Raw genomic sequence first — 23,698 nt, forward strand, 5'->3', positions numbered from 1 at the left:
GATCGAACGGAGGCAGCATACAACGAAAAAGCACGGTCGTTCAATTTGATTTTGTTCCCGATCCGGGGGCCGGATCGGGCGACCGCGCGGCGGGCCGTCGGCGGCCGCGGCTTACGGTGCGCAGCGCGCCGTCGGCAGCACGTAGTCGCGGAACGTCTCGCGCAGCTTCAGCTTCTGCAGCTTGCCGGTCGCGGTGTGCGGCAGCGATTCGACGAACACGACGTCGTCGGGCACCCACCACTTCGCGACCTTGCCTTCGTAGAACGCGAGCAGCGCGTCGCGGGTCAGGTTCGCCCCCTCCCGCGGCACCACGACGAGCAGCGGACGCTCGGTCCATTTCGGGTGCGCGCACGCGATGCACGCGGCTTCGGCGACGCCCGGGTGCGCGATCGCGACGTTCTCGATGTCGATCGAGCTGATCCACTCGCCGCCGGACTTGATCACGTCCTTGCTGCGGTCGGTGATCTGCAGGAAGCCGTCTGGGTCGATCGTCGCGACGTCGCCGGTCGGGAACCAGCCGTCCGACAGCGGCGACGTATCGCCCTTGAAGTAGTGATCGATCACCCAGGGCCCGCGCACCTGCAGCTCGCCGAACGCGACGCCGTCCCACGGCAGTTCGCGGCCGTCGTCGCCGACGATCCGCATGTCGACACCGCAGATCACGCGCCCCTGCTTCTCCAGCAACCGGCGCTGCACGTCGAGCGGCCGCTGCGACTGCGCCCAGTTGAGCTTCGCGAGCGTGCCGAGCGGCGACAGCTCGGTCATTCCCCACGCGTGGATCACGCGCACGCCGTATTCGTCCTCGAACGTGCGCAGCATCGCGGGCGGGCACGCCGAACCGCCGATCACCGTGCGGTTCAGCGTCGAGAAGCGCACGCCGGCCTCGCGCATGTAGTTCAGCAGCCCGAGCCACACGGTCGGCACGCCCGCGGAGAACGTCACGCGTTCGGCCTCCATCAGTTCGTACAGCGACTTGCCGTCGAGGTCCTTGCCGGGAAGCACCAGCTTGCCGCCGGTGAGCGGCACCGCGTACGGCAGCCCCCACGCGTTCACATGGAACATCGGCACGACGGGCAACACCGCGTCCAGCGCCGACAGGTTCATCGCGTCGGGCAGCGCGGCGCCGTAGGCATGCAACACCGTCGAGCGATGTGAATACAGCACGCCCTTCGGATTGCCGGTCGTGCCCGACGTGTAGCACAGGCCGGACGCCTGCAGTTCGTCGAGGCGCGGCCAGTCGTAGCGGCCGTCCTCGGCGTCGACGAGCGTTTCGTAGCACAGGTACGGCGTCGCGCCGGACGGCAGGTGCGCGGCATCCGTCATCGCGATCCAGCCCTTCACGTTCGGGCACTGCGGCGCGATCGCGTCGACGAGCGGCGCGAAATTGATGTCGAAGAAGACGTAGCGGTCTTCCGCGTGATTGACGATGTAGGCGATCTGCTCGGGAAAGAGCCGCGGGTTGATCGTGTGGCACACGGCGCCCATCCCGCCGATTCCGTAGTACGCCTCCAGATGCCGGTAGCCGTTCCAGGCCAGCGTGCCGACGCGCTCGCCCGCTTCGACGCCGAGCCGTGCGAGCGCCTGCGCGAGGCGCTTCGCGCGCTGCTCGCAGTCGCGATACGTGTAGCGATGCAGGTCGCCTTCCACGCGCCTCGACACGATCTCCGTATCGCCCGCATAACGCGCGGCATGCGCGATCAGCGACGACACCAGCAACGGCATGTCCATCATCTGGCCCAGCAACGGCTTACCCATCGTCTTGTTCTCCCGGAAGGACGCGAATCGGTGACCAGCCTCGAAGCGATGCGCCAGCCTGCAACCCGTCCACGGCCCGGACCGGCCTGGCGCAAGGCGCGCGGGCCGCCATGCGGGCGGCGCGGCGCCGCCTTACAATATCGGCTTACCCAGAGGCGCTCAACATGTCGTTTTCCCGAAGCGCAGCCGCTACGGCTGACACTCTCCCCGACCTCGCCGCCACGCTCGGCGCGCCGGCCGTCGGCGCGTTCGTCGCACTCGGCGACGCGTTTCATACGCGGCTGCCGGCAGCACCCCTGCCCGCGCCGTACGTCGTCGGCTTTTCCGACGAAGTCGCGCGCCTGCTCGGCTTGCCGGCGTCGCTCGCCGCCCAACCCGGATTCGCCGAGCTGTTCGCCGGCAACCCGACGCGCGACTGGCCCGCGAGCGCGATGCCGTACGCGTCGGTGTATTCCGGCCACCAGTTCGGCGTATGGGCCGGCCAGCTCGGCGACGGCCGCGCGCTGACGATCGGCGAACTCGCCGGCACCGACGGCCAGCGCTACGAACTGCAGATCAAGGGCGGCGGCCGCACGCCGTATTCGCGGATGGGTGACGGCCGCGCGGTGCTGCGTTCGTCGATCCGCGAATTCCTGTGCTCGGAAGCGATGCATCACCTCGGCATTCCGACCACCCGCGCGCTCACGGTGATCGGCTCCGACCAGCCGGTGGTGCGCGAGGAGATCGAGACGTCGGCCGTCGTCACGCGCGTGTCGGAGAGCTTCGTGCGCTTCGGCCACTTCGAGCACTTCTTCTCGAACGATCGCCCGGACCTGCTGCGCCAGCTCGCCGATCACGTGATCGAGCGCTTCTATCCCGCATGCCGCGACGCCGACGATCCGTACCTCGCGCTGCTCGAAGCCGCGACGCTGCGCACGGCCGACCTCGTCGCGCAGTGGCAGGCCGTCGGCTTCTGTCACGGCGTGATGAACACCGACAACATGTCGATCCTCGGCGTGACGATCGACTACGGCCCGTTCGGCTTCGTCGACGCGTTCGACGCGAACCACATCTGCAACCACTCCGACACGAGCGGCCGCTACGCGTACCGGATGCAGCCGCGCATCGCGCACTGGAACTGCTACTGCCTCGCGCAGGCGCTGCTGCCGCTGATCGGGCTGCAGCACGGCATCGCCGACGACGATGCGCGCGCCGAGCGCGCGGTCGACGACGCGCAGGCCGTGCTCGCGAAGTTTCCCGAACGCTTCGGTCCGGCGCTCGAGCGCGCGATGCGCGCGAAGCTCGGCCTCGAGCTCGAACGCGAGAACGACGCCGAGCTCGCGAACAAGCTGCTCGAAACGATGCACGCGAGCCATGCGGACTTCACGCTGACGTTCCGCCGGCTCGCGCAGATCTCGAAGCACGACACGAGCCGCGACGCGCCGGTGCGCGACCTGTTCATCGATCGCGACGCGTTCGACGCATGGGCGAACCTCTACCGCGCGCGGCTGTCCGAGGAAACGCGCGACGACGCGGCCCGCGCGGCCGCGATGAATCGCGTGAACCCGAAATACGTGCTGCGCAACCATCTGGCCGAAGTCGCGATCCGGCGCGCGAAGGAAAAGGATTTTTCCGAAGTCGAACGACTCGCGCAGGTGCTGCGCCGCCCGTTCGACGAACAACCGGAACATGAAGCTTATGCGGCATTGCCGCCCGACTGGGCCGGGTCGCTCGAAGTGAGCTGCTCGTCGTGACCCGACCGACCCGACCGACCGATCAGGAGAACTCCCACATGTCACACGATTCCGACGACAAGACCTTCCCGTACCAGAAGGACGACGCCGAACTGCGCCGCCGGCTCACGCCGATGCAGTACGAGGTCACGCAGCATGCGGCGACCGAGCGCGCCTTCACCGGCGAATACACCGACACCGAGGACGCCGGCATCTACAAGTGCGTCGTCTGCAGCACGCCGCTGTTCGAATCCGGCGCCAAGTTCCATTCGGGCTGCGGCTGGCCCAGCTACTTCAAGCCGCTCAACGGCGAGGTGATCGACGAGAAGATCGACCGCTCGCACGGAATGGTGCGCGTCGAGGTCCGCTGCAACCATTGCGGCGCGCATCTCGGCCACGTGTTCGAGGACGGCCCGCGCGACAAGACCGGTTTGCGCTACTGCATCAATTCGGCTGCGTTAAACTTCGAGTCCCGACCCGAAAACGAATGAGCGGCACCGGACGGATCGGTCGGACAGCCTGCCCGGCTGCCCCGATCCCGGACGGTGGCGCCCGGCGGGTCCCCACAACGGTGAAAGGCCGCGCGATGCGGCCTTTCACGCAGCTGCGAGCGCCATGAAATTCCTGTTCGATCTGTTTCCGATCATCCTGTTTTTCGCCGCCTTCAAGGTCTGGGGCATCTTCACCGCCACCGCCGTCGCGATCGTCGCGACGCTGGCCCAGGTCGCGTGGGTCGCCTTCCGGCACCGGAAGGTCGACACGATGCTGTGGGTCAGTCTCGGCGTGATCGTCGTGTTCGGCGGCGCTACCCTCGTCCTGCATGACGAGAAATTCATTCAATGGAAACCGACTGTGCTGTACTGGCTGTTTGCGATCGGGCTGCTCGCCGCGCGCTATGCGTTCGGCAACAACCTGATCGAGAAGATGATGGGCAAGCAGCTGACGCTGCCGCACCCCGTGTGGGACAAGCTGAACGTCGCATGGGCGCTGTTCTTTGCGGTGCTCGGCGTCGCGAACCTGTACGTGGTGCACAACTACACCGAATCGCAGTGGGTGAACTTCAAGCTGTTCGGCACGACGGGCGCGATGGTCGTGTTCATCATCCTGCAGAGCCTGTGGCTCACGAAGTACCTGAAGGACGAATGACATGACCGACGCTTTCCTCGACGCCTCGCCCGACGAACGCATCGCGCTGATCGAAGCGCGCCTGACCGCCGCGCTCGCGCCGCTGTCGCTCGCGGTGCGCGACGACGGCGCGCAGCACGCGGGTCACGCCGGCGCCGCTGCCGGCGGCCACTTCACGGTCACGATCGTGTCGGCCGCGTTCGCGGGCAAGCCGCGCGTCGCGCGGCACCGGCTGGTGTATGATGCGCTCGCTGATGCGATGCAGCGCGGCATTCACGCGCTCGCGATCGTGGCTTACACGCCCGAAGAATTCAACGAATCTTCAATCTAGTCTCAACAGGAATTCCCGATGATCCTGAAATCCCCCCGCCTGTGGGTCGCGGCGGCTGCTTTTGCAGCGGCACCGGCATTCGCCCAGAACATCGCCGTCGTCAACGGCACGCCGATTCCGAAGTCGCGCGCCGATGCGATGGTCGCGCAACTCGTCCAGCAAGGCCAGACCGACAGCCCGCAACTGCAGCAGGCCGTGCGCCAGGAACTCGTGAACCGCGAAATCCTGATGCAGGAAGCGATCCGCGAAGGCATCCCGAACCGCCCGGACGTGAAGGCGCAGGTCGCCGTCGCGCAGCAGACGGTCGTGCTGCGCTCGATGATCGAGAGCTTCCTGAAGAAGAACCAGCCGACCGACGCGGAAGTGAAGGCGCGTTATGACGACCTCGTGAAGGGTGCCGGCGGCAATCGCGAGTATCACCTGCACCACATCCTCGTCGACAGCGAGCAGCAGGCGAAGGACCTGATCGCGAAGATCAAGGGCGGCGCGAAGTTCGAGGACCTGGCGAAGCAATACTCGAAGGATCCGGGCTCGGGCAAGAACGGCGGCGACCTCGACTGGTCCGACCCGAAGGCGTACGTGCCGGAGTTCGCGGCCGCGGCGCAGAAGCTGCAGAAAGGCCAGATGACCGACGCGCCGGTGAAGACGCAGTTCGGCTGGCACATCATCCGTGTCGACGACGTCCGCGACATCGCCCCGCCGCCGTTCGACCAGGTGAAGGCGCAGATCGCGCAGCAGCTCGTGCAGCAGAAGCTGCAGGCGTTCGAGGAAGGCCTGCGCCAGCAGGCGAAAATCCAGTAACGTCGGCGACGATCGCCCACGCGAAGGCCGCTCCCTGGAGCGGCCTTTTTCATGCGCGCTTGCAGTGCGCGCCGAAGCGCAACCAACGCGTCGCCATCGTCACTCGTATCGCGATCGTCACTGATGTCGCGATCGCCGGCCTGTGCCGGCACTTGCACTCGCGCCGATCCCGACGTCAACGCCAGCGCATGCACATCGCGCTACGCCTTCGCCGGCGCCGCCGATTGCGCACGCGCCCGGTCGGTTGCGAACGTCCTCGCGAGCACGCCGAGTACCGGCTGCTCGATCAGCCGGTACGCACCTGCCCCAACCACGACGACGAGCGCGAGGCCGCCCGCGACGATCCAGTCCGCACCGACCTGCTGCCCCACGCCGTGCTTGAGCGCCGTCGCGACGGCCGCCACGACGAAGTTGTGCGTCAGGTAGATCGAATACGACGCGTTGCCCAGCAACACCAGCGCGCTGTCCGCGACCGGTCGCACGTGGTCGATCAGCACCGCGCCCAGCACCAGCAGGAACGCCGGACCGCCGTAGACGAGCGCACGCGGCGCATGACCCACGAACAGCTCCATCGGCGGATTGCCCACACCGTCCGCGCCGGCCAGCGCCGCGCCGAGCAGCCCGAGCACACCCGCGACGACCAGCATCCGGCCGGCGGCCAGCATCGCGGCGGGCGTCCAGCGATCGCGCACGACCGCATACGCCGTCGCCGCGACGATGCCGAGCAGGAATTCGCCGATCAGTTGCGCGCCGGTCAGCATCGTGACCGACGTCGGCGCACCGAGCAGGTGGCAGGCCACGCCGACCGTCAGGAAGGTGGCCGCGAGAAACGGCAGCAGCAGGCGGCGCAAGCCGAGCGCGATCGCCATGGCGAATGCGAGATAAAAGTAGATCTCGTAGCCGAGCGTCCAGCCCTGCTCCAGAAACGGCCGCCAGATACCGTCCTGATTCGCCGCCGGCCACAACAGGTACGAGCAGATCAGGTAATGGAGCGTCGCGTGATGACTCTTCAGCACGAGATGCGCGCTCCACATCGCCACGAGCGCGGTGGTCCACATCCAGTACAGCGGATAGATCCGCAGCACCCGCCGCTTCAGGAACCGGCCGGCCGCGGCCCATCCGGCCGCATCGCGGCGATGCGTATGCAAGATGATGAAGCCGCTGATCACGAAGAACAGGTCGACGCCCGCATTGCCGATCGCCGCGAAATTGCGCGTGTTGATCCATGCGGGCGCATGGTGATAGAGCGGCATCGCGGCGGCGAAATGCCAGAACGCCACCAGCAGCGCCGCAACGGCCCGCAGGATCTGGATCGAGTGCAGTTGCGCGCGCGCCTCGCCTGCGCGGCCGCTGTTGCTGTCCGAATTCATTTCGATGACTCCCGTTGACGCGGACACCGTAGCAAGGGCGGACGATCCGCTGCGTGTGCCGGATCACTGAAACGCGATTGGCCGGCGCGATTGCGCCGGTCGGCGGGCGGGACAGGAAGAATGGATGACGAAAACGGCGCTACGCAAAGAAAAAGCCGCGTCGAAGCGGCTTTTCAGTTCATTCGGTCGAGTCCGGCGAGATCGCACACGGCCGGCGCACCGAACCGTTACACCGGATGGAACACGTCGTGATAGCGGACGTCGCCCGATGGCCGCGGCGCGGTGTCATCGAATGCCAAGGCGAGGAAATGCTCGGGCGGCGCATCCACGAACACGAGATCGCCGGACGGCACGAAACCGAAACGCGCGTAGTACCCGGGATCACCGAGCACGACGCAGCCGCGCGCGCCGAGCCGGCGCAACGCGTCGAGCCCCGCACGCACGAGCCCCGCGCCGATGCTCCGGCGCCGGCATTCGGGCAGTACCGCGAGCGGCGCGAGCCCGTACCACTGCTGGCTGCCTGCCGGCTCGCCGCCGATCGAGACCGGCGAGAACGCGGCATGTCCGATCACACGCTCGTCGCGCTCCGCGACGAGCGACACGCCGAGCGCGCCATCCGCGCGCAACGCGTCGACGATCCGCCGCTCGAACGCGCCGTGCTGCGGCGCGTCCGCGAACGCGGCCACGATCACGCGACCGATCTCCTCGACGTCGCTCGCGCGCTCATCGCGCAGCGTGACGATCTCGACCGGCGCGTGCGGATCGAACATCAGCCGATCCAGCGGCGTGCGTTGCGGAACACGCGCATCCACGGGCTCGCCTCGCCCCAGCCTTCCGGATGCCAGCTCATCGTGACCGTGCGGTGCACGCGCTCCATGTGCGGCATCAGCACCGAGAAGCGGCCGTCGGCCGTCGTGACCGACGTGATGCCGGCCGGCGACCCGTTCGGGTTGAACGGATAACGCTCGGTCGCTTCGCCGCGGTGGTCGACGTAGCGCATCGCGACCGCGACGCGATCGATGTCGCCTTGCTGCGAGAAGTCCGCATAGCCTTCGCCGTGCGCGACCGCCACCGGAATCCGCGAGCCTTCCATCCCCGCGAAGAAGATCGACGGCGACTTCTCCACTTCGACGAACGAGAAGCGCGCCTCGAACTGCTCGGACTTGTTGCGCGTGAACTTCGGCCACGCTTCGGCGCCCGGGATCATCGATGCGAGGCTCGACAGCATCTGGCAGCCGTTGCAGATGCCGAGCGCGAACGTGTCGGGGCGCGCGAAGAAGGCCGAGAACATGTCGGCGAGATTCGCGTTGAAGCGGATCGTCTTCGCCCAGCCTTCGCCCGCGCCCAGCACGTCGCCGTACGAGAAGCCGCCGCATGCCACCGCGCCCGCGAAATCGGCGAGCGTCGCGCGGCCGGCCAGCAGGTCGCTCATGTGCACGTCGTGCGCGTCGAAGCCCGCACGGTCGAACGCGTATGCCGTTTCGAGGTGCGAGTTCACGCCCTGCTCGCGCAGGATCGCGACGCGCGGGCGCGCGCCCGTCGCGATGAAGGGTGCTGCGATGTCGTCGGCCGGATCGAACGTGAGCACCGGCGAGATGCCCGGGTCGGCCGCATCGAGCAGCGCGTCGTATTCGGCGTCCGCGCAGGCGGGGTTGTCGCGCAGGCGCGCGATGCGCCAGCTCACTTCGCCCCATGCGCGATGGAGTTCCGCGCGCGGCGCGTCGAACACCTTCTTCGCGTCGCGGTACACCTCGATCACGTCGCGATCGTTGACCGTGCCGATCACGTGCGAGCACGCCGACAGGCCGAACTCGCGCAGCGCGCCGAGCACCGCGTCGCGATCGGCCGCGCGCACCTGCACGACGGCGCCGAGTTCTTCCGAGAACAGCGCGCGCAGCGTGCGATCCTCGCGACGGCCGCTCGTCTGCTTCGCCCAGTCCTTCGCGTCGCCGTAGTCGGATTCGTGATTCGGGTCGAGGGTCAGCATGTCGACGTTCAGCGACACGCCCGCGTGACCCGCGAACGCCATTTCGCACACCGTCGCCCACAGGCCGCCGTCCGAGCGGTCGTGGTACGCGAGCAGCTTGCCTTGCGCGTTGAGCGACTGGATCGCGTTGAAGAAGCGCTTCAGGTCTTCCGGATCGTCCACGTCCGGCGTCGTGTCACCGACCTGCTGCGTGACCTGCGCGAAGATGCTGCCGCCCATGCGGTTCTTGCCGCGGCCGAGATCGATCGCGATCAGCACGCTGTCGCCTGCGTCGGCGATGCGGCGCAGTTGCGGTGTCAGGTGACGGCGCACGTCTTCGACCGGCGCGAACGCGGAGATGATCAGCGACACCGGCGACACGACTTCCTTCGCGACGCCCTGCTCGTCCCACTTGGTCTTCATCGACAACGAGTCCTTGCCGACCGGGATGCCGATCCCGAGCGCCGGGCACAGCTCCATGCCGATCGCCTTGACCGTGTCGAACAGCGCGGCGTCCTCGCCGGCCGTGCCGCACGCGGCCATCCAGTTCGCCGACAGCTTCAGCTTGTCGAGCGACGCGATCGGCGCGCTCGCGATGTTCGTGATCGCCTCGCCGACCGCCATGCGGCCCGAGGCCGGCGCGTCGATCACCGCGAGCGGCGTGCGCTCGGCCATCGTCATCGCCTCGCCCTTGAAGCCCGCGTAGTCGAGCGCGGTCACCGCGCAGTCGGCCACCGGCACCTGCCACGGGCCGACCATCTGGTCGCGCACCGACGTGCCGCCGACCGAACGGTCGCCGATCGTGATCAGGAACGACTTGCTGCCGACCGTCGGGTGCTTCAGCACGTCGACCGCGATTTCCGACAGCGCGACGCCCGTCACGTCGACCGGCGCGCGCTCGGTCGCGACACGCGTGACGTCGCGGTGCATGCGCGGCGGCTTGCCGAGCAGCACTTCCATCGGCATGTCGACCGGGTATTCCTCGACGCCCGTCGCTTCGTCGTCGACGAGCTTCAGCTGGCGTTCGTCGGTCGCGATACCGACCACCGCGAACGGGCAGCGCTCGCGTGCGCAGATCGCCTCGAAGCGCGGCAGGTCGGCCGGCGCGATCGCCAGCACGTAGCGCTCCTGCGCCTCGTTCGACCAGATTTCGCGCGGCGACAGGCCCGATTCCTCGAGCGCGACCTTGCGCAGTTCGAAGCGTGCGCCCTTGCCCGCGCCGTCGACGATCTCGGGGAACGCGTTCGACAGGCCGCCCGCGCCGACGTCGTGGATGCTCAGGATCGGGTTTTCCGCGCCGAGCTGCCAGCAGCCGTTGATCACTTCCTGCGCGCGCCGCTCGATTTCCGGGTTGCCGCGCTGCACCGAGTCGAAGTCGAGTTCGGCCGTGTTCGCGCCGGTCGCCATCGAGCTCGCCGCGCCGCCGCCCATGCCGATCCGCATGCCGGGGCCGCCAATCTGGATCAGCAGCGAGCCGGCCGGCACGTCGTGCTTGTGCGTGTGCTGATCCGCGATGTTGCCGAGGCCGCCCGCGATCATGATCGGCTTGTGATAGCCGTGCACCTTCCCGCCGACGTTCTGCTCGTACACGCGGAAATAGCCGCCGAGGTTCGGGCGGCCGAATTCGTTGTTGAACGCGGCGCCGCCGAGCGGGCCGTCGATCATGATCTGCAGCGGCGACGCGATGCGGTCCGGACGGCCATACGGGCCGTGCTGCTCGTTCGGGTTGCGCTCGGCGACCGGCTGCGCCGCGTCGCGTGCGTTCTCCCACGACTGGCGTGCGTCCGGCAGGTCGAGGTTCGACACCGTGAAGCCCGTGAGGCCGGCCTTCGGACGCGCACCGCGGCCCGTCGCGCCTTCGTCGCGGATCTCCCCGCCCGCGCCGGTCGCCGCGCCCGGGAACGGCGAGATCGCCGTCGGGTGGTTGTGCGTCTCGACCTTCATCAGCGTGTGCGTGAGCTCGGTGTGGCGCCCGTAGCGCTCGCCCGGCTCGCCGGCCGCGCCCGCGTTGCGCGGGAACCAGCGCTCGGCTTCGGCGCCGACCATGATCGACGAGTTGTCCGAATACGCGACGATCGTGCCTTGCGGGCTCAGCTTCTCGGTGTTGCGGATCATCGCGAACAGCGACATGTCCTGCGCTTCGCCGTCGATCGTCCAGTTCGCGTTGAAGATCTTGTGGCGGCAGTGCTCGCTGTTCGCCTGCGCGAACATCATCAGCTCGACGTCGGTCGGGTTGCGTTCGAGCTTGCGGAACGCGTCGACCAGGTAGTCGATCTCGTCGTCGGCGAGCGCGAGGCCCAGCTCGACGTTCGCGCGCTCGAGCGCGGCGCGGCCGACGCCCAGCACGTCGACGGTCGCGAGCGGCTTGGCCGGCAGCTCGTCGAACAGGTGCTTCGCGTCGTCGCGCGCGGCGACCACGCTTTCGGTCATCCGGTCATGCAGCGCGGCTGCCACCGCGGCGCGCGCGTCGTCGGACAGCGCCTTCTTGCCGCCGAGCAGGCCCGACTTCAGCGTGACCGTGAATTCGACGCCGCGCTCGATGCGGCGCACCTGCGTGAGGCCGCAGTGCTGCGCGATGTCGGTCGCCTTGCTCGCCCACGGCGAAACGGTGCCGAAGCGCGGCAGCACGACGAAGGTCTCGGTCGTGCCCTTCTCGGCCGCCGGCTCGAACGGCGCGCCGTAGTGCATCAGCGCGTCGATGCGCGCGCTGTCGTCGGCCGACAGCGGCTCGGCCGCATTGACGAAGTGCAGGAACTGGCCGCGTACCGCGACGATGTTGGCGTCGATTTGCCTGAGCGTGTCGAGCAGACGGGTTTGACGGAAATCGGAGAGGGCCGAAGCGCCGGGAAAACACGAGAAGTGAGCCATGGGCTGGACTGACGTCGATGAGTCGCGCGAGGTGGCGACGTGGGGCGAAAGGAAGGCCGTAATTATACCCGGAAGTCGGTCATCCCAGACCGGCTGATCGGCACCCTGATCGGCACCCGTCACGCACCGCGACGGTGCACCGGCATCCACGCCGGCCCGGCCGCCCGCCGGCACGGCGTGCGCGGCCGCGGTGGCCTGTGACCGCAAGACGGCGGAATCGAATGGGGTTGCGTGGCACCGGTTCGCGTGATTTTGGCGCTATCATTCCCGGTTCACCGGGCCGGGGGCCCGTCAGCGAATTCTCACCGGGCGGCGTGCGCGCCGCCCGTCATCGAAGCAATCCATGGATGTCATCGTCATCGGCGGCGGAATCAGCGGCGTCGCCACCGCCTACCAGCTGCGCGCGGCCGGCCATCGCGTGTGCGTGGTCGAACGCCACGCGACCGTCGCGCAGGGCGCGACCTACGGCGACGGCGGCACGCTGCTGCCGAGCCCGCTCGACGTCTGGTTCGGCCCGACCTTCATGCGCCAGCGCCAGCCGCGCGACACCGGCATCGTCTACAAGCCGGGCTTCAACGGCGGCGTGCGCCGCTTCGTCAAGCAGCTCGCCGCGCTGCGCGAACCCGATGCATTCACCGCGCAGTATGCACGGCTGCGCCCGCTGATCGACGCATCGCGCGAGTCGCTCGCCGACATCGAGGCGCGCTTCCAGCTCGAATTCGAGCAGAAAGCCGGGATCCTGCACGTCGTGCGCGACCCGCGCGACTGGGAAGCGCTGCAGCCGGCGCTCGACTTGCTGCGCGCGCTCGACCAGCCGTACCGCGTGCTCACCGCCGACGAATGCGCGGCGCTCGAGCCGTCGGTGCCGGCCGAGCCCGGCTTCGCCGGCGGCGTGCTGCTCGAGAGCGAGCGCACCGGAAACTGCCCGCTGTTCGCGAAACTGGTCAAGCAGACGCTCGACGAGCACGGCGTGCAGTTCCGCTTCGGCGCGGACGTCGCGGCGATCCGCGTCGACACCGGCCGCGCCGCGATCGAGCTCGCACCGGCCGGCGGCCGGCACGCGAAGAAGGCGCACGAGGTCGACGTGATGGCGGCCGACGCGATCGTGGTCGCTGCCGGCGCCGGCAGCCTGCCGCTGCTGGAGCGGCTCGGCTGGCGGCTGCCGCTGCACCCGGTCCGCGCGCATACGCTGACCGCGCCGGTCGCGTACGAAGAACATGCGCCGCACCTGAGCGTCGTCGATTCGATCAAGCGGATCTCGATCACGCGCACCCACCAGCGGCTGCGCATCGGCGGCGGCGCCGTGCTGCAAAGCCTCGCCGACACCGCGAAGCCGCTCCCCGAGCCGTTGTCCGAAGCCGCCCTCGCGCTGCTCGGCCAGGCCGTCCACGACTGGGTGCCGGGCGCCGCGAAGATTTCCGCCGCGCTGTCGTGGCAAGGCACGCAACTGCTGTCGCCGGACGGCCTGCCGGTCGTCGGTCCGACCCCGCATCCGCGCGTGTTCGTCAATTTCGGTCACGGCCCGGCCGGTTGGGGCCTCGCGTGCGGGTCTGCTAAAGTGGTGACAGACTGTCTGGCCGGCGACACGCAGCAGTGGCCGGCCGACACGCTCGCCGCGCTGAGCGCAGCGCGCTTCACGACCTGACCGCCGCGGGCCCGTCCCGGGGCGCTTCCTCCCGCCGCCATGACCCCGCGATGACGAATACCCGCCCGCTTCCCGATTCCGTCCCGCTCGCGCTGCTGCGCGTCGCCGACCTGCGCGCGGCCGAGGCCGCCGCGACCGCCGAACTGCCGCCGCACACGCTGATGGGCCGCGCGGGCGCCGCCGCCGCGCGCTGGCTGTCCGAACGGGTCGCCGGCGACGATCGCCCGGTCTGGTTCGCGGTCGGCCCCGGCAACAACGGCGGCGACGCGCTGGTGGCCGCCGCGCAGCTGCAGCAGCTCGGTGTCGCGACGCAGGCCTGGATGCCCGTGCCGGTCAAGCCGGACGATGCGCAATGGGCGCTCGGCCTCGCGCGCGCGGCCGGCGTGCCGCTGTCGACCGAACCACCCGCCTCGCTCGACGATTACGCATGGGTCGTCGACGGACTGTTCGGCATCGGCCTCGGTCGCGCGCTCGACGGCCCGTTCGCCACCCAGGCCGCGCGCATCGCCGCGCATGCCCGATGCGGTGGCCGCGTGCTCGCGCTCGACGTGCCGAGCGGACTGGACAGCGACACGGGCCGGATCGTCGGCGCGGGCGTCGCCGTCGCCGCGACCCACACGCTTACCTTCATCGGCGCGAAGCCCGGCCTTTACACCGGCGACGGCCGCGACCTCGCCGGCCAGATCGACATCGCGTCGCTCGACGTCGCCCCACCCGCCGCGCCGGCCATCGTGCTGAATGCGCCGGCACGATTCGCCGGCGCATTGCCCGCCCGCGCGTTCGCGTCGCACAAGGGCACGTTCGGCAGCCTCGCGGTGCTCGGCGGCGACACGGGCATGTGCGGCGCGCCGATCCTCGCCGCGCGCGCCGCACTGTTCGCGGGCGCCGGCAAGGTGCATGTCGGTTTTCTCGGCGCCGGCGCGCCGCCGTACGACCCGCCGTTTCCCGAACTGATGCTGCATCCGGCGGACAGCCTCGATCTCGATGCGATGTCCGCGATCGCAGCAGGCTGCGGCCTCGGCATGCGCGAGGCCGCAGCCACGCTCGTGCGCGACGTGCTCGCGCACGATGCCGTGACGCTGCTCGACGCCGACGCGCTGAACCTCGTCGCGACGCACGCCGACCTCGCGGCCGCCGTAGCCGCCCGCGGCACACGCGGCAACGCGTGCGTGCTGACGCCGCATCCGCTCGAGGCAGCGCGGCTGCTCGGCAGCGACACGGCGTCGGTGCAGCACGACCGACTGGCCGCGGCCCAGGCGCTCGCCACGCGCTATGCGAGCGTCGTCGTCCTGAAGGGTTCGGGCACGGTGATCGCCGCGCCCGACGGCCGCCTGACGATCAATCCGACCGGCAATGCGGCGCTCGCCACCGGCGGCACCGGCGATGTGCTCGGCGGCCTGATCGGCGCGTTGCTCGCGCAACGCGTCGCGCCCTACGAAGCCGCACTCGCGGGCGTCTACCTGCACGGCCTCGCGGCCGATACGCTGACCGCGCACGGCACCGGGCCGGCCGGCCTCACCGCCGGCGAACTCGCGCCGATGGTGCGCACGCTGATCAATCGCCTTTTTTACCCGTCGCCGCGCGCCGACATGTAACGCCGCTATACTGAGTGCCCCCGCCGCACGGCGGGCCCGCTCGTCCGCCGGCCTTCCGATCCCGAGGCGCCGGCGCGGCATTCCTCCCGATTCACGCTTCACTCGAACCGCCATGACGCTGAATTCGCTCCCCGCCTGGACTGCCCTTCAATCCCACTTCGAACAGATTCGCCATGCGCGGCTGCGCGACTGGTTCGCGCCGGAAAACGACCGCGCGCCGACCCGCGCCGAACGCTTCACGGTCCCGGGCGGCGGCCTTGCGGCCGACTTCTCGAAGAACCGCATCAACGACGATACGCTGCGCCTGCTCGTGCAGCTGGCCCGCGAAGCGGGCGTCGAAGCGCGCCGCGACGCGATGTTCGCCGGCGAGATCGTCAACCCGACCGAAGGCCGCGCCGCATTGCACACCGCGCTGCGCGCGACGGACCCGCACGCGCCGTTCCATGCGCAGGTCAGCGCCGAGCGCGCGAAGATGGCGACCTTCGCGCGCGCCGTGCGCAGCGGCGCATGGACCGGCTACACCGGCAAGCGCATCCGCCACGTGATCAACATCGGCATCGGCGGCTCGGATCTCGGGCCGAAGATGGTCGTGCACGCGCTGCACCATGTCGCGACGCCCGACATCTCGACCCACTTCGTGTCGAACGTCGACGGTGCCGATCTCGCGCGCGTGCTCGAACAGCTCGACCCGGAAGAAACGCTCGCGATCATCGTGTCGAAGACCTTCACGACGCTCGAGACGATGACGAACGCACGCTCGCTGCGCGACTGGTTCGTCGCGCGCGGCTGCCCCGAGGACGCGCTCGCGAAGCACTTCGTCGGCGTGTCGGCGAACCCGGCCGAAGTCGTGAAGTTCGGCATCGCCGCGGACAACGTGTTCGAAATGTGGGACTGGGTCGGTGGCCGCTATTCGCTGTGGTCGGCGGTCGGCCTGTCGATCATGATCGCGGTCGGGCCCGAGCAGTTCGACGAACTGCTCGCCGGCGCGAACGACATGGATCGCCATTTCCGTGAAGCGCCGCTCGAGCGCAACCTGCCGGTGCTGCTCGGCCTGATCGGCATCTGGTATCGCAACTTCTTCGGCTCGCAGAGCTACCTCGTCGCGCCGTATTCGGAAGCGCTGCACTACCTGCCGTCGTATCTCCAGCAGCTCGAGATGGAAAGCAACGGCAAGTCCGCGCGTCTCGACGGCACGTTCGTCGATTACCCGACGTCGGCCGTCACGTGGGGCGAGCCGGGCACCAACGGCCAGCACGCGTTTTTCCAGATGCTGCACCAGGGCCCGACGATCGTGCCGATCGACTTCATCGCGGTGCTGACGCCCGAGCATCCGCTCGCGAGCCATCATCCGAAGCTGCTCGCGAACTGCTTCGCGCAAAGTGAAGCACTGATGCTCGGCCGCACGCTCGACGAGGCGCGCCAGGTCGCCGGCCCCGGCAAGGAAGCGCTCGCGCCGCACCTGACGTTCCCCGGCAACCGCCCGACGACGACGCTGCTGGTGGACGCGCTGACGCCGCGCACGCTCGGCGCGCTGATCGCGCTCTACGAGCACAAGGTGCTGGTGCAGGCGACGGTGTGGGACATCAATCCGTTCGACCAGTGGGGCGTGGAGCTCGGCAAGATTCTCGGCAAGGTCGTCGAAGCCGACCTGTCGGCCGACTCGGTCGATCCCGCGAAGCACGATTCGTCGACGACCGCGCTGATCGAGCGCGCGCGGGCAGCGCTCAAGCGCTGACGCGACGGCGTCGAACGCATGCCGGCCGCACCGGGCGATCCACCCGGCACCTGGCGCGGCCGGCAAAAATCCGGTCCCGCGCTATGCCGCGTGCGGTGCGACGATGCGTCCGGCGTCGATGGTGACCATCGTCGCGCAGCGCCGCGCGAGCTCGGGATCGTGCGTGACGAGCACGAGCGTCGCACCGTGCGTGCGATTCAGCTCGAACATCAGGTCGATGACCGCGTGGCCCGTGGCCGCATCGAGGCTGCCGGTCGGTTCGTCGGCGAACAGGATCGCCGGATGCGTGACGAACGCGCGCGCGAGCGCGACGCGCTGCTGCTCGCCGCCCGACAGCAGTTTCGGATAATGCGCGGTACGCTCGCCGAGACCGACCTGCACGAGCAGCGCGCGGGCACGATCGGCCGCGTCGCGCGCACTGATGCCGCCCTGCAGTTCGAGCGGCAGCATCACGTTCTCGAGCGCCGTCAGGTGCGGCATCAACTGGAACGACTGGAACACGAACCCGACCGCGCCGTTGCGCAGCGCGGCACGCTCGTCCTCGTCGAGCTGGTCGAGCGCGCGGCCAAGCAGGCGAACCGTGCCGCTCGTCGCGCTGTCCAACCCGGCAAGCAGGCCGAGCAGCGTCGATTTGCCCGACCCCGATGCACCGACGATCGCGAGGCTGCTGCCGGGCCGCACGGCGAGCGTGATGCCGTCGAGGATCGTCAGCTCGCCCGTTGCATCAGCAACCCGCTTGCACACGTCATGGACTTCGATGATCGGATCGGTAATCTTGAACATGGACACGACATTCCGCTGGAAAAGGCGCGCGGCACTCGCCGCACTGCTGGGAACCCTGGCCGCAACAAGCATGCCCGCACGCGCCGCGACGGCGGCGGCCCCGACCTCGGGCCAGCCCGCGCTCGTCGTGCTCGGCGACAGCCTGTCGGCCGAATACGGGCTGCCGCGCGACACCGGCTGGGTTGCACTGCTGCGGCAACGGCTCGCGACCGAGCGAATCGATTATAGCGTCGCGAATGCAAGCGTCAGCGGCGACACCACGAGCGGCGGCCGCGCACGGCTGCCCGCGGTGCTGCAACGGCTCAAGCCGTCGATCGTGGTCGTCGAGCTCGGCTCGAACGATGCGCTGCGCGGCGTGCCGCTCGCGACGACCGAGCAGAACCTGCGCGACATCATCGCCGATGCGCGGCAGGCGCGCGCGAAGGTCGTGCTGGTCGGCATGTACGTGCCGCCCAACTACGGCCCCGACTACACGCAGAAGTTCCATGCGGTCTATACGCGCCTGTCGAAGGAACTCGGCGTACCGCTCGTGCCGTTCCTGCTCGCCGGCATCGAGAACAAGCCCGAGATGTTCCAGCCGGACCAGATGCATCCCGCGCAGCAGGCGCAGGGCATCCTGCTCGACAACGTCTGGCCGGCGTTGAAACCGCTGCTCGGCAAGCCGCGCGGCTGACCTCGCGACTCGCCACCGCCGCAATGCAAAAAGCCCCGCTTCGAGCGGGGCTTCTTGTTGCTGCATGCGAAACCGTGAACGGCGCTTCGCTTGGTTGGCGCTGGGTCGTGGCTTAGTTGCCGCCGCCCTGCGACTGGCTCTGCGTGGTGCCGTACACCTTCACCTTCGAGCGGTCGCGCAGCGCGGCGAGATATGCTTCACCTTCGCTTTGCGCTTCGACCTGCGCCATCTGCTGCTGCGCGGCCGCGAGCTGCTGCGAATCGACGGCCGTACCCGCGATCACCGTGTTCACGCGATAGATCGCATAGCCGTCCGCACCGAGGTCGACACCGACATACGCCGGCAGCGTCTTCGCATCGACCTTGTAGACGGCGCTCAGCGCGGCCGGCGTCAGGCCCTGCGACTTCGTGCGCGACACCTTCTGCGCAGCCGCGAAGCCATCGGCCGACTTCGACTTCTGCAGTTCGGCCAGCTTCGCCGCACCGTCCTTCTTCGCGAGTTCCGCAGCCTGCTCGGCAACGACCTTCTGACGCACGACGTCCTTGATCGCGTCGAGCGCGGGCACGGCAGCCGGCTTGTAGTCGGTCACGCGCGCCGAGATCAGCGTGTTGTTGCCCACGTCGATCGCCTGCGTGTTGTTCTGGCTCTTCACCGAATCGTTCGCGAACACGGCAGCGAGGAACTTCGGATTGTTCAGCGGGCTCGTCGGCGGCAGTTGCGGATTCGGCGTCGGCGTGACGGTGGCCGTCTGGATCGTCAGCTTGTACTTGTCGGCGGCCGGCTGCAGCGTCTTCGCCTTTTCATACACGGTCGACGTGAAGCCTTCCGCGTTGTCCGTGAATGCCTTCGCTGCGTACTGCTGCTTCAGGTCGATTGCGATCTGGTCCTTCACGTCCGCGAACGGCTTGACCACCGACGGCTTCACTTCCGTCGCCTTCAGGATGTGGAAGCCGAGATCCGATTGCACGACACCGCTCACGTCGCCCTGCTTCAGCGCGAACGCCGCATCGTCGAACGCCTTGCCGCCCGCCGTCGAGCCGCGCGTGATGAAGCCGAGATCGCCGCCCTTCGCAGCCGACGGCGCATCCTGCGAGCTCTTCTGCGCGATCTGCGCGAACTGGTCCGGATGCGCCTTCACGTCCGCCAGCAACTGCTCGGCCTTCGCCTTCGCGGCTGCCTTGTCGGCCGCGCTCGCGCTGCTCGCCGCTGCGATGAAGATGTGGCTCACGCGCACCTGCGCTTCCGAGCGGAAGTGCGTCGGGTTGTCGTCATAGAACTTCTTGATGTCCGCCTCGGTCGGCTGCGCGCTCGCGGCAGCGGCGGCCGGCGAATAGACGAGATACTGGATCGTCGCGGTTTCCGGCGTCGCGAAGCTTTGCTTGTGCGCGTCGTAGTACGCGGCGAGCTGTGCGTCGGTCGGCTGTACCTTCGCCGCGTAGTCGCTCGTCTTCAGCAGCAGCGCCTGCACTTCGCGCTGCTGCGCGGCCAGTTCCGACAGGCGTTGCGCCGGGCCCTTCGGCGTGAACGCGCTCGCGATGATGCTCGCCGGAATCTGCTGCAGCGCGAGGCTGTAGCGCACGCGCTCCTGATACTGCTCGGGCGTCATCCCCTGGAACGACAGCAGCTGCGCGTAGCGTTCGACGTCGATCGAACCGTCGGGCTTCTTCAGCGACGCGATCATCGGGTCGCTCATCAGCGCATCGCGCACGGCGTTGTCGGATGCGGTCAGGTGCAGGCGTTGCGTCTCGTCGGCCAGCACGCGTTGCTGGATCAGGCCGTCGAGTACTTGCTTGCGATGTTCGGGCGTGTCGAACGCCTTGATGTCGAACTGCCCGCCGAGCGCCTGGCGCGCCTGGTCGACCTGCTGACGGAACGCGCCGTCGAATTCGACCCGCGTGATCTTGTGCCCGTTGATCGCCGCGACGTTCGCGCTGTCGTCGAAGAAGCCGCGGAAACCTTGGATCCCGACGAAACCCAGCCCCGGCAACACGATCAGGAGCAGGAGCGCCATCATCAGGCGCTGGTGATTACGGAAGAAATCGAGCATGCGTGACGGGAAAATTGGACAAAACGTCCGATATTACAACATACGGGGTGGCACGGGAGAAAAGCAGGTGCGCAACGCGCGGGCGTGAGCGACGACGCAAATGAAAAAGCCCGCACGAGGCGGGCTTTTTCATTTTCTGGCGGAGCGGACGGGACTCGCCTACATCCTGCAGGCCGCGGCTGCGCGTGCACGCGCAGCCCTTCGCGTCCCGCCGGAAGCCGCGCAGGCGGCTTCCTCCGCTCCGCAATCACGCGCTCGCAAGCGAGCGCAATCGATGACGCAAATGAAAAAGCCCGCACGAGGCGGGCTTTTTCATTTTCTGGCGGAGCGGACGGGACTCGAACCCGCGACCCCCGGCGTGACAGGCCGGTATTCTAACCGACTGAACTACCGCTCCTTGGTCTGGCTGAATCGTGAAACTGGTGGGTGCTGAGGGGTTCGAACCCCCGACCTACGCCTTGTAAGGGCGCCGCTCTACCAGCTGAGCTAAGCACCCGTTTCCGATTCGTTCTGGCTGCGATCTGCGTTTCGGCATCAACAACCAGCGAGCCCGCAAGTTTAATTCATCCCCGATCATTTTGCCAAGCCCATGCGCAAAAATTTTTAACGCGCGACGCTACACACGATCCCGACGCGCATAAAAAAACCCGCGGACTCGCCGCGGGTTTCGCGAACCACCGTCAGCGACGGCGTTCAGGTTCTCAGTGCTTCACGACTTCCGTCGAACCGGCATCCTTGGCCGCCTCGCCGACCGGTGCCGCAGCCTTCGCCTCTTCTTCCGGCGGCAGCGGGGTCGGCGTACGTTCGAGCGCGAGCTCGAGCACCTTGTCGATCCAGCGGACCGGCACGATCTCGATCGCGTTCTTCACGTTGTCCGGAATGTCCGCGAGATCCTTCACGTTCTCTTCCGGGATCAGCACGAGCTTGATGCCGCCGCGATGCGCAGCCAGCAGCTTTTCCTTCAGCCCGCCGATCGGCAGCACTTCGCCACGCAGCGTGATCTCGCCCGTCATCGCGACATCGGCACGCACGGGAATGCCCGTCAGCACCGACACCAGCGCGGTCGTCATCGCACCGCCGGCGGACGGACCGTCCTTCGGCGTCGCGCCTTCCGGCACGTGGATGTGGATGTCCTGCTTCTCGAACGCTTCGTCCTTGATGCCCAGACGCCGCGAACGCGAGCGCACGACCGAACGCGCAGCCTCGACCGACTCCTTCATCACGTCGCCGAGCGAACCCGTGCGAATCACGTTGCCCTTGCCCGGCATCACCGCGGCTTCGATCGTCAGCAGGTCGCCGCCGACTTCCGTCCACGCGAGGCCCGTCACCTGACCGACCTGGTTTTCCTTCGCCGCGAGGCCGAAGTCGTACTTGCGCACGCCGAGGAACGTATCGAGGTTCTCGCCGTCGACCTTGATCGCGCCCGATGCCTTCTTCAGCAGCAGCATCTTCACGACCTTGCGGCAGATCTTCGACACTTCCCGCTCGAGCGAACGCACACCGGCTTCGCGCGTGTAGTAGCGGATGATGTCGCGGATCGCCTGCTCGGTGACCTCGATCTCGCCGTCCTTCAGACCGTTGTTCTTCTTCTGCTTCGGCAGCAGGTAACGCTGCGCGATGCTGACCTTCTCGTCTTCCGTGTAGCCCGACAGACGAATCACTTCCATCCGGTCGAGCAGCGGCGGCGGGATGTTCAGCGAGTTCGACGTCGCGACGAACATCACGTCCGACAGGTCGAAGTCGACCTCGATGTAGTGGTCGGCGAACGTGTGGTTCTGTTCCGGATCGAGCACTTCGAGCAGCGCCGACGACGGATCGCCGCGGAAATCCATGCCCATCTTGTCGACTTCGTCGAGCAGGAAGAGCGGATTGCGCACGCCGACCTTCGCGAGGCTCTGCAGGATCTTGCCCGGCATCGAGCCGATGTACGTGCGGCGGTGACCGCGGATCTCGGCTTCGTCACGCACGCCGCCGAGCGCCATCCGGACGAACTTGCGGTTCGTCGCGCGAGCGATCGACTGGCCGAGCGAGGTCTTGCCGACGCCCGGAGGCCCGACGAGGCACAGGATCGGCGCCTTGACCTTGTCCACGCGCTGTTGCACCGCGAGGTACTCGAGAATGCGTTCCTTCACCTTCTCGAGGCCGAAGTGATCCTCGTCGAGCACCTGTTCGGCGTTCGACAGATCGTTGTTGACCTTGCTCTTCTTGCGCCACGGCAGGCCGATCAGCGTGTCGATGTAGTTGCGCACGACGGTCGCTTCCGCCGACATCGGCGACATCAGCTTCAGCTTCTTGAGCTCGGCGTCGGCCTTCTTCTTCGCTTCCTTCGGCATGCGCGCGGCGTTGATGCGCTTCTCGAGTTCCTCGAGATCCGCGCCCTCTTCGCCTTCGCCCAGTTCCTTCTGGATCGCCTTGACCTGTTCGTTCAGGTAGTACTCGCGCTGGCTCTTTTCCATCTGGCGCTTCACGCGCCCGCGGATGCGCTTCTCGACCTGCAGGATGTCGATCTCGGCTTCGAGCTGCGCAAGCAGGTGCTCGAGGCGCTCGATGACCGGGAACATCTCGAGGATGTGCTGCTTCTGGTCGAGCTTCAGCGGCAGACGCTCGGCGATCATGTCCGCGAGGCGGCCGGCTTCGTCGATGCCCGACAGCGACGTGAGAATCTCCGGCGGGATCTTCTTGTTCAGCTTCACGTACTGGTCGAACTGCGACACGATCGCGCGGCGCAGCGCTTCCGTTTCAGCGCTGTCGGCGTGATCGGGCTCGAGCGGCATCACTTCGCAGGAGAACTGCGTCTCCTGTTCTTCGATCGACAACGCCTTCGCGCGCTGCAGGCCCTCGACGAGCACCTTCACGGTGCCGTCCGGCAGCTTCAGCATCTGCAGGATGTTGGCGATACAACCGACCTCGTACATGTCCTTTTCGGTCGGTTCGTCCTTGGCCGCGGTTTTCTGGGCGACGAGCATGATGTGCTTGCCGCCTTCCATCGCTGCTTCGAGGGCCTTGATCGATTTCGGCCGGCCCACGAAGAGCGGAATGACCATGTGCGGGAAAACGACGACGTCCCGCAGCGGCAGCAGCGGGAGCGTGATGCGTTCCGGCGGGAGAAGTTGGGTGCCTGACATTTCATTTCCCCATGAGTGGAATCAATTGTTCGGTAATTGAGGCCGCCACAACGAATTGCAAGCCTTCAAGTGCGGGAAATATTCGGTAAGAAAGTAACCACCGCGTGTCGAGTCAGAGTTACCCACAAGATAAACGAAAAAAAGCCGCCCACGATCTCATGAACGGC

At 67.8% G+C, this 23,698-nt stretch carries 16 protein-coding genes and 2 tRNA genes; 9 read left to right on the forward strand and 9 right to left on the reverse strand.

The window, feature by feature from the left end:
* Positions 1–111: 111 nt before the first annotated feature.
* Complete coding sequence (locus DID98_RS02640) at positions 112–1,755, reverse strand: 3-(methylthio)propionyl-CoA ligase (protein ID WP_124570156.1); 1,644 nt, start codon at positions 1,753–1,755, stop codon at positions 112–114.
* 164 nt (positions 1,756–1,919) lie between these two features.
* On the opposite strand from DID98_RS02640, the gene DID98_RS02645 reads away from it, so the two are divergent.
* The 5 genes from DID98_RS02645 to DID98_RS02665 all read left to right on the forward strand — a co-directional run bounded on the left by DID98_RS02645 (position 1,920) and on the right by DID98_RS02665 (position 5,724).
* Positions 1,920–3,488 carry a YdiU family protein gene (locus DID98_RS02645; RefSeq protein WP_124570157.1) on the forward strand — a complete coding sequence of 523 codons (1,569 nt, stop codon included), beginning with the start codon at positions 1,920–1,922 and terminating at the stop codon, positions 3,486–3,488.
* A gap of 38 nt (positions 3,489–3,526) precedes the next feature.
* The gene (msrB, locus tag DID98_RS02650) at positions 3,527–3,958 is read left to right on the forward strand and encodes a peptide-methionine (R)-S-oxide reductase MsrB (RefSeq protein ID WP_059529717.1); all 432 of its coding nucleotides are present in this window, start codon (positions 3,527–3,529) and stop codon (positions 3,956–3,958) included.
* Positions 3,959–4,082: 124 nt separating this feature from the next.
* Complete coding sequence (locus DID98_RS02655; RefSeq protein WP_006753406.1) at positions 4,083–4,613, forward strand: septation protein A; 531 nt, start codon at positions 4,083–4,085, stop codon at positions 4,611–4,613.
* 1 nt (position 4,614) lies between these two features.
* A complete protein-coding gene (locus DID98_RS02660) occupies positions 4,615–4,923 on the forward strand; it encodes a BolA family transcriptional regulator (RefSeq protein WP_124570158.1) in 309 nt (102 codons plus the stop codon).
* Between the two features lie 18 nt (positions 4,924–4,941).
* On the forward strand, positions 4,942–5,724 hold the full coding sequence (locus DID98_RS02665; protein ID WP_044843666.1) for a peptidylprolyl isomerase: 783 nt from the start codon (positions 4,942–4,944) through the stop codon (positions 5,722–5,724).
* A 200-nt stretch (positions 5,725–5,924) separates the two neighbouring features.
* Here DID98_RS02665 and DID98_RS02670 read toward each other — a convergent pair whose 3' ends face one another.
* From DID98_RS02670 to purL, 3 genes are all read right to left on the reverse strand, one after another.
* Positions 5,925–7,094, reverse strand: a complete 1,170-nt coding sequence (locus tag DID98_RS02670; RefSeq protein ID WP_124570159.1) for an acyltransferase — start codon at positions 7,092–7,094, stop codon at positions 5,925–5,927.
* 227 nt (positions 7,095–7,321) lie between these two features.
* Positions 7,322–7,864 (reverse strand): GNAT family N-acetyltransferase, encoded by a 543-nt coding sequence (locus tag DID98_RS02675; RefSeq protein WP_124570160.1) that lies wholly within the window; start codon positions 7,862–7,864, stop codon positions 7,322–7,324.
* Positions 7,864–11,928, reverse strand: a complete 4,065-nt coding sequence (purL, locus tag DID98_RS02680) for a phosphoribosylformylglycinamidine synthase (protein ID WP_124520072.1) — start codon at positions 11,926–11,928, stop codon at positions 7,864–7,866. Before purL ends, DID98_RS02675 begins: the two co-directional genes overlap by 1 nt.
* A gap of 343 nt (positions 11,929–12,271) precedes the next feature.
* Between purL and DID98_RS02685 the strand changes: the two genes are divergently transcribed.
* The 3 genes from DID98_RS02685 (at position 12,272) to pgi (ending at position 16,903) form a co-directional block, all read left to right on the forward strand.
* Positions 12,272–13,573 carry an FAD-dependent oxidoreductase gene (locus DID98_RS02685; RefSeq protein ID WP_044843669.1) on the forward strand — a complete coding sequence of 434 codons (1,302 nt, stop codon included), beginning with the start codon at positions 12,272–12,274 and terminating at the stop codon, positions 13,571–13,573.
* 50 nt (positions 13,574–13,623) lie between these two features.
* Positions 13,624–15,168 (forward strand): NAD(P)H-hydrate dehydratase, encoded by a 1,545-nt coding sequence (locus DID98_RS02690; protein WP_124570161.1) that lies wholly within the window; start codon positions 13,624–13,626, stop codon positions 15,166–15,168.
* 112 nt (positions 15,169–15,280) lie between these two features.
* Positions 15,281–16,903, forward strand: coding sequence for a glucose-6-phosphate isomerase (pgi, locus tag DID98_RS02695; protein ID WP_124570162.1), 1,623 nt, complete (start codon positions 15,281–15,283; stop codon positions 16,901–16,903).
* Between the two features lie 81 nt (positions 16,904–16,984).
* Here the strand turns inward: pgi and DID98_RS02700 are convergent, their stop codons facing one another.
* Entirely contained in the window at positions 16,985–17,686 is a 702-nt protein-coding gene (locus DID98_RS02700; RefSeq protein WP_044843672.1) for an ABC transporter ATP-binding protein, read from the reverse strand.
* Between DID98_RS02700 and DID98_RS02705 the strand changes: the two genes are divergently transcribed.
* The gene (locus tag DID98_RS02705) at positions 17,685–18,359 is read left to right on the forward strand and encodes an arylesterase (protein WP_044843673.1); all 675 of its coding nucleotides are present in this window, start codon (positions 17,685–17,687) and stop codon (positions 18,357–18,359) included. The genes DID98_RS02700 and DID98_RS02705 overlap by 2 nt on opposite strands.
* Before the next feature lie 112 nt (positions 18,360–18,471).
* On the opposite strand, the gene DID98_RS02710 is transcribed toward DID98_RS02705, so the two are convergent.
* The 4 genes from DID98_RS02710 to lon form a co-directional block, all read right to left on the reverse strand.
* Positions 18,472–20,406 carry a SurA N-terminal domain-containing protein gene (locus tag DID98_RS02710; protein ID WP_124570163.1) on the reverse strand — a complete coding sequence of 645 codons (1,935 nt, stop codon included), beginning with the start codon at positions 20,404–20,406 and terminating at the stop codon, positions 18,472–18,474.
* 320 nt (positions 20,407–20,726) lie between these two features.
* Positions 20,727–20,803 (reverse strand) — tRNA-Asp (locus DID98_RS02720).
* Between the two features lie 23 nt (positions 20,804–20,826).
* Positions 20,827–20,902: transfer RNA gene (locus DID98_RS02725), tRNA-Val, on the reverse strand.
* 205 nt (positions 20,903–21,107) lie between these two features.
* The gene (gene lon, locus DID98_RS02730; RefSeq protein WP_044843675.1) at positions 21,108–23,531 is read right to left on the reverse strand and encodes an endopeptidase La; all 2,424 of its coding nucleotides are present in this window, start codon (positions 23,529–23,531) and stop codon (positions 21,108–21,110) included.
* Positions 23,532–23,698 lie beyond the last annotated feature (167 nt).

The organism is Burkholderia sp. Bp8984 (assembly GCF_003853755.1).
Classification (GTDB): domain Bacteria; phylum Pseudomonadota; class Gammaproteobacteria; order Burkholderiales; family Burkholderiaceae; genus Burkholderia.

Coding starts and splice junctions, on each gene's coding strand:
- DID98_RS02655 (WP_006753406.1), top strand. CDS start 4,083: ATGAAATTCCTGTTCGATCTGTTTCCGATCATCCTGTTTTTCGCCGCC.
- DID98_RS02660 (WP_124570158.1), top strand. CDS start 4,615: ATGACCGACGCTTTCCTCGACGCCTCGCCCGACGAACGCATCGCGCTG.
- DID98_RS02700 (WP_044843672.1), bottom strand. CDS start 17,686: ATGTTCAAGATTACCGATCCGATCATCGAAGTCCATGACGTGTGCAAG.
- DID98_RS02690 (WP_124570161.1), top strand. CDS start 13,624: ATGACGAATACCCGCCCGCTTCCCGATTCCGTCCCGCTCGCGCTGCTG.
- DID98_RS02665 (WP_044843666.1), top strand. CDS start 4,942: ATGATCCTGAAATCCCCCCGCCTGTGGGTCGCGGCGGCTGCTTTTGCA.
- DID98_RS02645 (WP_124570157.1), top strand. CDS start 1,920: ATGTCGTTTTCCCGAAGCGCAGCCGCTACGGCTGACACTCTCCCCGAC.
- purL (WP_124520072.1), bottom strand. CDS start 11,928: ATGGCTCACTTCTCGTGTTTTCCCGGCGCTTCGGCCCTCTCCGATTTC.
- DID98_RS02705 (WP_044843673.1), top strand. CDS start 17,685: ATGGACACGACATTCCGCTGGAAAAGGCGCGCGGCACTCGCCGCACTG.
- DID98_RS02670 (WP_124570159.1), bottom strand. CDS start 7,094: ATGAATTCGGACAGCAACAGCGGCCGCGCAGGCGAGGCGCGCGCGCAA.
- pgi (WP_124570162.1), top strand. CDS start 15,281: ATGACGCTGAATTCGCTCCCCGCCTGGACTGCCCTTCAATCCCACTTC.
- DID98_RS02675 (WP_124570160.1), bottom strand. CDS start 7,864: ATGTTCGATCCGCACGCGCCGGTCGAGATCGTCACGCTGCGCGATGAG.
- msrB (WP_059529717.1), top strand. CDS start 3,527: ATGTCACACGATTCCGACGACAAGACCTTCCCGTACCAGAAGGACGAC.
- DID98_RS02710 (WP_124570163.1), bottom strand. CDS start 20,406: ATGCTCGATTTCTTCCGTAATCACCAGCGCCTGATGATGGCGCTCCTG.
- DID98_RS02640 (WP_124570156.1), bottom strand. CDS start 1,755: ATGGGTAAGCCGTTGCTGGGCCAGATGATGGACATGCCGTTGCTGGTG.
- DID98_RS02685 (WP_044843669.1), top strand. CDS start 12,272: ATGGATGTCATCGTCATCGGCGGCGGAATCAGCGGCGTCGCCACCGCC.
- lon (WP_044843675.1), bottom strand. CDS start 23,531: ATGTCAGGCACCCAACTTCTCCCGCCGGAACGCATCACGCTCCCGCTG.